This window comes from Accumulibacter sp. (assembly GCF_031732815.1).
GTDB lineage: Bacteria > Pseudomonadota > Gammaproteobacteria > Burkholderiales > Rhodocyclaceae > Accumulibacter.
On sequence record NZ_JAVMKF010000043.1, the window covers coordinates 24321 to 33996 of the forward strand.

Sequence of the window (9676 nt, forward strand, 5' to 3'; positions counted from 1 at the left end):
TTCAGTCGCCCAGCAGCTTGCGCTTCAGGCGGATCTTGGTCATGTCCTCGACGTTCCTGCGCTCGTTCGCGCCGAAGCGGCGTTCGACGAGGTCGAGGTAGGCCGGGTGGGTAAAGTACGTGTGCCAGGCGCGGTCGCGAAAGGCGAGCACCTCGGCCGCGCTGACATGGCGCGTCGGCAGCGGCTGGCAGTCATACGAAAGAAAGGCGTAGCCGGCGTACGAGTCCGGCAGCTGCCAGCCGTTCCTGCGCGCCAGATGATACATCGGGCTGCCGGGCAGGGCTTGGCAGGGGTACATGTTGGCCATCTCGGTGTTTAGTTCGAGCGCGAGATCGAGCGTTTCCTGCATCGTCGCCAGCGTGTCGTCGGGAAAGCCGAAGATGTAGTTGGCGATGATGTTGATGTCGGCATTGCGAACCGTCGCGCAGATGTCGTGGATGTTGACGTCCTGGAACGAGCCCTTCGAGACTTCCTGGCGAACCATCCGGTTGCCGGCTTCGATGCCCAGCGCCAGCCAGCCGACGCCGGCGCGGCGGAAGCGTTCGAGCTGATCGGCGCGGATCGTGTCGACGCGTGCATAGGTCCACAGGTTGAAGCCGAAATCGCGGGCGATGATGTCGTCGAGCACCGGCTGGTAGTACTTGCGGTTGAGGAAGAACATCTCGTCGCTGATGCGCAGCGTGCGGACGCCGAGCGCCGCCAGCTTCTCCATCTCGCGCATCACCCAGGCCGGACTCCAGAAGCGCATGCCGCGGGAATCCGCTGCGCTGATCCCGTCGCCGTTGTTGACGCGATTGACGATGTTGATCATGCAGAAGTCGCAGCCGAAGGAGCAGCCGAGCGAGGTATAGATCGCCGCGAAGGGCGTGCGTCGGGCGTGGTCGAAGCCGGCGTGCCAGAAATGGGCGCGGTAGAGGTCGAGCGGCTTCTCGCGATAGGGGAGCAGATCCCAGGCATAACCGGGCAGGTCGATGTCCATCCGCTCCTGGGGAACGACGCCCTGCGGCGGATTGAGCACCGGCATCGGGAACCCGCCGGGACCGCGCCGCTTGTGGCCGATGCCGCGCACTGTTGCCAGGTCGTCGCCGAGATTGCCGGCGAGCAGGTTGTGCAGTGCGTAGACGCCCTCGTTGCAGAGCACGATGTCGACGCAGTCGAGCGCCAGCACTTCCATCGGCAGCGCGCTGACGTGCGAGCCGACGAAGCAGATCGGGGTTTCCGGCTGCGCTTCCTTGATCGCCTTCGCCAGCGCCGTGGCTCCGATCATGCTGGTCGTGCCGGAGTTCGGGTTCTGGCCGTAGATCACCATCACGACGAGGCGGGGAGCCGCCTCCTCGATGCGCGATACGGCGGCTGCCAGCGTCAGCCGCTCGGCATCGCAGTCGAGAATGCCGACGCCGAACCCCTTGGCGCGGCAGGATTCCGCGAGCAGCAGTGCCCAGGTCGGTGGCTCGATCGCCGAGTAGGTCTGCGCCAGCCCCTGATAGGCCTGTGCTGAGGAGTCCGGATTGATGAAGAGCGCGTCGAGTTGCCGGGTCATGTCTGGCTCGCCGGCAGGCCGAGGAAGTCAAGGATGCGGCCCGTTACGGCCGTTTCTCCGATCGAGACCTGTTCGTGCAGTTGCTGGCGGCTGCCCAGTTCGAAGCGATAGCCGCCCTCGACGCCGAGGTTGAGCATCGGCCGTTCCTGCCCGGCGCGCGCACGAAGGTCGAAGAGCAGGGCGTCGAGGCCGCCGCGCCCGCGGAATCCCTCTTCGAGGGAAACGACGCTTCGGGCGGCTGACATTTGCGCAAGCAGTGCTGGTGCATCGAAGGTGCTCAGGTCGAAGAGATCGACGACGCTCGACGCGACGCCGCGTTCGCGCAGCGTTGCTGCGACGCGCAGCGCCGTGTGCACGGGAAAGCCTGTCGCGACAAGGCAGAGATCGCTGCCGTTGCCGTGAACATGGAAGCCTTCGGCTGGCGCCCGGGCCTCGGCCGGATAGAGCGGCGGTAGCGCCTGCGCATCCAGGCGGAGGTACTTCGGACCGCTACGGGTCATGCAGGCCTCGAACAGCGAAGCTGCCGTGGCGTGGTCGGCCGGCGAATAGACGGCCATGTTCGGCATCGCGCGCATCAGCGTCAGGTCTTCGTAGCACTGATGGGTCGGGCCGGAAACGACGTAGCTGAAACCGGCGCCGACGCCGACCAGGTTGACGTTCATCGGCCGGACCGTGGAGAGCAGGGCCAGGCTGACGCGGATCTGCTCGAAGCAGCGCATCGTGATGAAAGGTGCGATGGCATACGCGAAGACCTTGAAGCCTTCCAGCGCCAGGCCGGCCGAGACATTGATCAGGTTCTGCTCGGCAATGCCGACGTTGACGAAGCGCTCGGGATATTGCTCGCGCAGGCGGTCGAGTACCGGTGAGCCGAAATCGGCGCAGACGAAGAAGATTGACGCATCGTCGCGCATGGCCTCGACGATGCGTTCGAGCAGGGCATCGCGCATGGCGCGCGGCCGCTGGATTGTCGGCGCACTCATGATTCGTCTCCGAGCAGTGCGTCGAGCTGTGAAGCCGGCGGGTTCGTCACATGCGACAGCGGCATGTCTTCCAGTCCGGGGACGCCGCGTCCCTTGCGCGTGCGCGCGATCAGTGCCTTCGGCTTGCCAAGGCGCTGTTCCTTCATTTGCCTCAGGACGGCGTGGATAGCATTGACGTCGTGGCCGTCGACTTCGCTGCACGCCCAGCCGAAGCTCTCGAGGCGCGCCGACAGCGGTGACAGGCTGACGATGTCGTCGGTGCGTCCGAGCATGGCGATGCGGTTGTCGTCGACGATCAGGTGGAGGTTGTCGAGGCGATGCTGGCTGGCGAACATCGCCGCCTCCCAGTTGGCGCCCTCGTGCATCTCGCCGTCGCCGCAGACGACGAAGACGCTGCGGTCGCTGCTCTTGCGCGCCAGTGCCAGTGCAATGCCGCCGGCGACGCCGAGGCCGTGACCGAGGGAGCCGTTGACCGTCTCGTAGCCCGGAATCACCGGATCGGGAATGCCGCCGAGGAAGCTGCCGGCCTGGCAGACATGCTCCAGTTCCGATGCCGGAAAGAAGCCGAGGTCGGCGAGGATCGGATACATGCAGATCGAGCCGTGCCCCTTGCTGATGATGCAGCGGTCGCGCGCCTCGTCATAGGGTTTCGCCGGATTGCAGCGGACAATGCCGCCGTAGTAGAGCGCGACGAAGATCTCGACCGAGGACAGCGAGGAAGCCAGCCTTGTTTCCGGCGCGCGGCGATGGATGCGTAGCGTCTCCCGCCAGGTGTGGTGAGCCTTGGCAATCAGGTCGGTGGCGGCGATGTCGGTCATCGGGCGGTCTCAGCAATCGTTCAACGAGTGTTGCTCACGGTACCAGTCAAGTGTGCGGCGTATCCCCTCGTCCAGGCCGACCTGTGCCCGCCAGCCCCACTGTGTCATGCGCGTGCAATCGAGCAGCTTGCGCGGGGCGCCGTCCGGCTTGCCGGTATCCCAGCGCACGGTGCCGCGGTAGCCGGTCAACGCGGCAATCCGCCCGGCGAGATCGCGAATCGAGGTTTCTTCTCCGGAGCCGATGTTAATCGGGAACGTCAGCTTGTCGATATCGCTTTCGAGCAGGGCGAGCGTCGCATCGGCAACGTCGTCGGCGAAGACGAATTCGCGGCGGGGCGTGCCGCTGCCCCACAGCACGACCTCCGGCAAGTCGTTGCGCGTGGCATCAATGAAGCGGTGCAGCAGTGCCGCCAGCACGTGTGCGGATTGCGGGTCGAAGTCGTCGCCGGGACCGAAAATGCTGTTCGGAATCACCGGCAGGAAGCGCGTTTCGCCGCACTGGCGGTTCCACGCCAGACAGGCTTGCACGCCGGCCAGCTTGGCGACGGCGTACGGCAGGCTGGTAGGTTCCGGCTCACCGGTCAGCAAGGCCGTTTCGGCCATCGGCTGGCCCGCCTCGCGCGGGTACATGCACGACGAGGCATAGAAAACGAGGCGACGGACATCGGTGGCGCACGCTGCGGCAAAGACGCTTTCCTGCACGGCGAGGTTTTCCCGCATCAGGTCGGCCGGAACGCGGATGTTCTCCTGGATGCCGCCTGTCCGCCCTGCGGCCAGCACGACGAAATCGGGACGGTTTTCCTTGAAGAAATCGAGCGTTGCCCGCGGGTCGGCGAGGTCGAGCGCCGCGCGATCGCGGACGACGACGTCGAATTCATCCCGGCCGGCAAGGCGGCGCAGGATCGCGCTGCCGATCAGGCCCCGGTGTCCGGCGACGAAGAGGCGACGGCGTGCCATTGACGATGCCTCAGAGGCCGTTCGGCTGGTAGAGCATGACGCGGCTTCCGGAGTTCTCGAACCGGAAGGGGACGTGCACCAGGTCGCCGAGTCGTTCGCGAATATTCGCCTGGGCGGCTGGCGGCGCGAAGAGAAGGAAAAAGCCGCCGCCGCCGGCGCCGAGCAGCTTGCCGCCAAGGGCCCCGGCCGAGCGGGCGGCGTCGTAAAGAGCGTCGAGATGCGGCGTCGACACCTGATCCGAGAGGCTGCGCTTGTAGCGCCAGCCTTCATCGAGCAGGCGACCGAAATCCTCGATCGGCGTCGCCGGGCGCTGCAGGATGCCGATCGCTTCATCGACCATGGCGCGCATGTGCTGCAGCTCGTCGCGGCGGTTGCCGAGGTTGTCGATCTTCGATTTGGCGACGTCGGAGGCGATCCGGGAGATGCCTGTGAAGAACAGCATCAGGTGATCCTGCAGCGAGGCCAGACGCTCGCGCTCGACAATCACCGGCGCGACGTCGATGCTGTCGTCGCGCCTGAATTCGATCCGGTTGAGGCCGCCGAAGGCTGCCGAGACCTGATCCTGCGAGCCGACGTTCTCGCGGATCACGTCCTGCTCGACGTGGATGGCCTCCTTCGCCAGTTCGTCCTTGGAAACGTATTGCCCCCGCAACGCCCGGATGGCGTGGATCAGCCCGACCGTGAACGAGGAACTGGAGCCCAACCCGGCGCGTGCCGGCAGGTCGCCGTCGTGGTGGATTTCGAGACCGTCGAGATCGTCTTCGACGCGCATCGTCGCCAGCACGGCGCGGACGGCTGGATGCCGGATGTCGGCGATGCTGCGGACGTTCTCGATCAGCGAGTAGACGATGCGGTGCTTGTGCTCGAAAAACGGCGGCAGCTGCCGGCAGCTGATGTAGCAGTACTTGTTGATCGTCGTCGCGAGCACGGCGCCGCCATGCTCGCGGTACCAGGCCGGATAGTCGGTACCGCCGCCGAAGAAGGAAATGCGGAAGGGGGTGCGCGTGATGATCATGTCAGGTGCCGGTGCGGAAGTCGGGCCGTGCGCCGCGATCGATCCAGTCGCTGTATTGGCGGCAGCGGATCTGGCTGGTGTGCAGGCGGAGCAGCGTCTGCCTCGCGTGCGTCACCAGCCGCTGGCGCAGCATCGGGTCGGCGCGCAAGGCGTGCAGGCGTTCGATCAGGTCCTCGACGGTGGCAAAGAGCAGGAGATCCTCGCCGTCATCGAACAGTGAGGCGCAGGCCGGGCGGTCCGGTGGCAGCCAGCTGACGCTCGGTACGCCGGCGGCCATGGCCTCGATGACGCGGCCGGAAAAGGCCTTGACCAGGGTCGGCAGGTTGACGCAGGCCATGCCGAGGCGCAGGCCTTCGAGGAACATGGCGAAGATTTCGCCGCGTACCTCGATCAGTGCATCGCCGTAGGCGGCCAGTCCAACGCTGTCCATGCGGCCTTCGGCGAGCGCGCTGCGCGCGTCCCGGTGCAGGGCCTCGAAGCGCGGCAGCGCGTCGCTGCTGCGCTCCGGCAGGCGGAAATGCGGACGGTCCATCAGGCCGTTGAGCCGCTCGTCGCGAAGAAAGCGGTTGCGCAGCAGGTTCGGCGCCTTCGGGAAGTTGTAGGCCGGTCCGGTGAAATAGCCGGCGCCGATGAACGAGGCAACGTCACCCGTCGGCGGCGGCTGATCGAGCACGAAGCGCCGCGGCACCATGAACACGTTCCACAGCGCGGGAATGCCGAAGACCGACGTGATCTCGGCGACGTCGGCTTCGTCGGCGGCGATGGCGTGCGTGCAGTGCGGCAGGCAGGCGAAGGCGTCGTCCTTGCGCCTGGCGAGGAAAGGCAGCGCCTCGAGCTCGTCCGGGCTGTGGTTGAGCGATTCGAGCACGACGCCGACGCGGACGGGGGCGACCGTCTTCAGCCAGGACCAGAAGGTGTCGTCGAAAACGGCGTGATTGCACCACACCCAGGCCTCGTCGAACTGCCTGCCGGCAAGCAGTTCTGGGGCACGGTGGACAGTGCTGTCCGGGGCGTTCGGTGCTCGCCCGTGCAGGGCCGGCAGCAGCGTGCAGCGGTGCCCGTTTTCCCTGAGTCCGTCGAGAAAGGCGTAGGCGCCCGTGTACGACCATGAGCGGCCTTGCTCCCAGTTGTCGAACTCGAGCATGACCAGAAGAATGTCTTTTGTCTTGCTTGGCATGATTTGTAGTTATATCGGCCGCCGCGCGGAAAAATTTACCTTGGCGCCGGCACGTCCTCCTGCCCTGCGGTTGCCATCCGGTAAAAGGATTCCTCCAGCGGTGTCCAGCAGGCGACTCCCAGTTCAGCTTCGATGCGTCGCGTATCCGGCACGTAGCGTTGGCGCGGCGCTCCCGCATCCTGTCCGAGAATGCGTACGGCCCGTCCGGGCGCAAGTGTATCGCGGACGAGCACGGCAATCTCTTCCAGTGAACGGGCGTGCGGCGAGCCGACATTGTAAGTGCGTCCGGCCTTTCCGCCTGCGAGCAGTGCCAGCAGCCAGACGGCCATGTCGGCTGCGTCCAGATAGCTGCGTACTGGCCGGCCATCGCCGGTGAGTACGATGTCTCGGCCGGCCAGTGCATCGGCGACGAAGCGGCTGACCGCCAGATGCGGCGGCAGGCCTTCGCCGATGAAGCTGAAGCAGCGGGCGATGACCGTCTCCGGTGCACCGTCCCGTCGCGTGGCATCGGCAGCGATCGCTTCCATGGCACGCTTGCTGCGGCCGTAGAAGTCGTCGATCGCCAGCACGGGTAGCGGTGCGTCTTCAAGAAGGCGCTCGTCGGTCGCCGCCTGCTCGCCATAGACGGCACCGGAACTGATGCATAGCAAGCGGCGGACGCCGGCAGCGTACGCGTGGTCGATGACGTGATGCATTCCCCGGGTCTGCCCGGAAAGCAGCGACGCTTCGCTGCAGGCGGCCGGCGAGGTATCCGTCGCGCCGTGGATGAGGGCGTCGAAGCGTCCCGGCGGGAATTCGTAGTCGCCGATGTCGCCGCTTGCGAGATGCAGCCAGGGCAAGCTGCCCAACCCGGGATTGGCGTCGATGAACGTCTTCGGCCGGCGCGAGAGCAGCGTCACCTCGATCGCAGCACCGCCGTCGTTCAGGGCCGCGATGGCTGCAAGCAGCCAGCGGCCGACGAAGCCGGTGCCGCCGGTGATGAACAGGCGCTGGCCCGACAGCGCAGGCAGGGGGTGACGTGCCAGCAGCGGATACATCACCGTCCGCTGTCGCAACGCCGGAGCGGAGTAGCCGAAGGCCGACACTTGCGTCATCGCTTGTCGTAGAGCAGGAGGGCCGGCGACGTGGCCGGCAGGCTGGCGGCGATGGCTTCCTGCGCTGCAAACGAGGAAACCAGCACGGCCGTTGCCGGCAGCGTGGCCAGCGTTGCCGCAGGCAGGATCGGGTAGTCGCCCAGCTTTCTGCCCTGCAGGTTGCGGTTGTTGTCGACCAGGCCGGCGATGCGGTCGGCGAGACCGGCGGTGGCCAGGCGGGGCAACAGCCGCGCGGTATGGCTGCCGGCTCCGTGGATGACGAACGGGCCGCCATGTGCGGCGATTCTGTCGATGACACGGCGCATGTCGCGCTCGGATACGGCGAGATAGTCTTCCATGCGCCGGCCCGTCGCCGCTGCCGTCGGGTGCGTTGTGCCGCTGCCGCGCGCGAACAGGCCGAACAGGCTGCCGGCCCTGCCGTCGGCAAGCAGCGGCACTGCCAACGCGAGCGGATGGAAGCCGAAGTCGGCCATCAGGCGCGTCAGGGCGTTTGCGTCGAAATACTGCAGGTGTTCGAGGGAAAACTCGCCGAACGGTTCGTAGGGCATTTCTCCCGTCGGGAAGTGATCGGCCGAAGGAACCTCGATCAGGATGCGGGGGCCTGCGCCGAGCTGGTCGCACAGCCAGGCCATGTCCTCGCGCAGCTCCGGAAGATGTTCGGCAATTCCGGTGAGGCAGACCAGGTCGGCATCGGCGAGCGGCAGTCGATGGGCGTCGCGCAGGTTGCCGGCGAGGATGTTTTCCCCGCCGTCGTGGCCCAGCCGCGCCTGTGCACCGCCCGGTGCCGGGTCGATGCCGTGAAGCCGCCGGAATCCGGCCTCGCGGAAGGCATGCAGCAGGGCGCCCGCACCGCAGCCGATGTCGATGATGCGCGCGTCGCCGGCAAGATGCGGCCGGCACAGCGCCAGCGCCTGGCTTGCGCGCTCCCGCAACGGCTCCGGAATCGACCCGATGCCTTCCTGATCGTATTTCGACAGTTCGCGATAGTAGGCGGCGTAGACCGCCGGGGACGGCAGATCGCTGGCGTAATGGAAGCCGCATTGGCCGCAGCGGGCGACGTCATAGCTCAGGTCGCGGCCGTCGAGCGGAGCCATGGTGTTGCGATACAGATGCCCGGGACGGTCGGCACTGCAGACCGGGCATGGCCGGTGGTGGCGAGGTGGCCGCACCGGGGATGGGCGCTCAGTCGGCGCCATAGATCTCTTCCAGATCGACGATGCACGTCTGCGGGGGCGCCTCGCGGACAAGCATGGTGCGGATGTCGTCTGCGTGGCGCGCGCTGGCGATCAGGATCGGGAGTCCGGCGAAGCGCACTGCGTCGTAGGGGCCGACGACGAGGCCGGCGTGCGTTTCACCGTGGCGCGACGGATCGCTGTCGCAGAGTGCGACGACGTCGAGGTCGCCGAGCAGCGGCAGGACGTAGTTACGGAAATCACCGCCGATGCCGTGCACGATGAAGCGGCCCGGCAGTAATCGCCGGAAGCGGTCCAGCAGCGCCACCCGTTTTTCCTCCGGGCTGCGGGCGGGGGCAGCGACTACGCGCAGGCAGTCTGGGTAAAGCTGCGATTCGAAGCAGCCTGCCTGCATGCTCTCGACGGCAAAGCCGCTGCGTGTGAGCAGGAGGGTGAGTGAGCCGGGCGAGAACAGGTGCAGGTGTTCCGGGTGGGTGTCGTCGTCGCGCAGCGGGTGGCCGGCGCCGTTCGGTACTTCCAGCACCAGCTTTCCGTCGGGCACGAGTTGGCGCCGGAGTACAGCAAGGGTGTCCGCCGGTGTGGCGAGGTGCTCGATGACGTGAAAGGCGAGTGCGAGGTCGAAGCTGCCGTCGTCGTTTCCGTCCAGGCTGTCGGCGACCCGGTCGAGACGGGTTCGTGCGGCGACGGCGTCTTCCGATACTTCGACGCCGACATAGGTCAGCTGTCTCTCAGCCTTGACCATGGCTCCGAATGCGCCGTCGGCGCAGCCGAGTTCGATTACCCGTGCGCCGTCGCCGAGCAGGGGTGCGATGGCCTGCAGCCGATCGCGGTACTTGCGCGCGCTGTGTGCCGTTTCCGGATTGCGCTGGCGGCATTGCCGGTAGTGATCGGGCGGAAGTCGG

The 9676-nt window shown here is 66.6% G+C and carries 9 protein-coding genes; all 9 read right to left on the reverse strand.

Going from position 1 to position 9676, the window contains the following annotated elements:
* Nucleotide 1 precedes the first annotated feature (1 nt).
* Nucleotides 2-1540 (reverse strand): B12-binding domain-containing radical SAM protein, encoded by a 1539-nt coding sequence (locus RKP46_RS03620; protein WP_311105357.1) that lies wholly within the window; start codon nt 1538-1540, stop codon nt 2-4.
* Nucleotides 1537-2520, reverse strand: coding sequence for a transketolase C-terminal domain-containing protein (locus tag RKP46_RS03625; protein ID WP_311105358.1), 984 nt, complete (start codon nt 2518-2520; stop codon nt 1537-1539). Before RKP46_RS03625 ends, RKP46_RS03620 begins: the two co-directional genes overlap by 4 nt.
* Complete coding sequence (locus RKP46_RS03630) at nt 2517-3338, reverse strand: transketolase (protein WP_311105359.1); 822 nt, start codon at nt 3336-3338, stop codon at nt 2517-2519. The genes RKP46_RS03625 and RKP46_RS03630 overlap by 4 nt, the downstream gene beginning before the upstream one ends.
* Nucleotides 3339-3347: 9 nt before the next feature.
* The gene (locus RKP46_RS03635) at nt 3348-4295 is read right to left on the reverse strand and encodes a GDP-L-fucose synthase (protein WP_311105360.1); all 948 of its coding nucleotides are present in this window, start codon (nt 4293-4295) and stop codon (nt 3348-3350) included.
* A gap of 10 nt (nt 4296-4305) precedes the next feature.
* The gene (locus RKP46_RS03640; protein ID WP_311105361.1) at nt 4306-5310 is read right to left on the reverse strand and encodes a kinase; all 1005 of its coding nucleotides are present in this window, start codon (nt 5308-5310) and stop codon (nt 4306-4308) included.
* A gap of 1 nt (nt 5311) precedes the next feature.
* Nucleotides 5312-6487: a glycosyltransferase gene (locus RKP46_RS03645; RefSeq protein ID WP_311105362.1), complete on the reverse strand. Its 1176-nt coding sequence runs from the start codon at nt 6485-6487 to the stop codon at nt 5312-5314.
* A 35-nt stretch (nt 6488-6522) separates the two neighbouring features.
* A complete protein-coding gene (locus RKP46_RS03650; protein WP_311105363.1) occupies nt 6523-7581 on the reverse strand; it encodes an NAD-dependent epimerase/dehydratase family protein in 1059 nt (352 codons plus the stop codon).
* Nucleotides 7578-8675: a class I SAM-dependent methyltransferase gene (locus RKP46_RS03655; protein WP_311105364.1), complete on the reverse strand. Its 1098-nt coding sequence runs from the start codon at nt 8673-8675 to the stop codon at nt 7578-7580. The genes RKP46_RS03650 and RKP46_RS03655 overlap by 4 nt, the downstream gene beginning before the upstream one ends.
* Nucleotides 8676-8763: 88 nt before the next feature.
* Nucleotides 8764-9676: class I SAM-dependent methyltransferase (locus RKP46_RS03660; RefSeq protein ID WP_311105365.1), on the reverse strand; the 913-nt coding region annotated here is incomplete at its 5' end.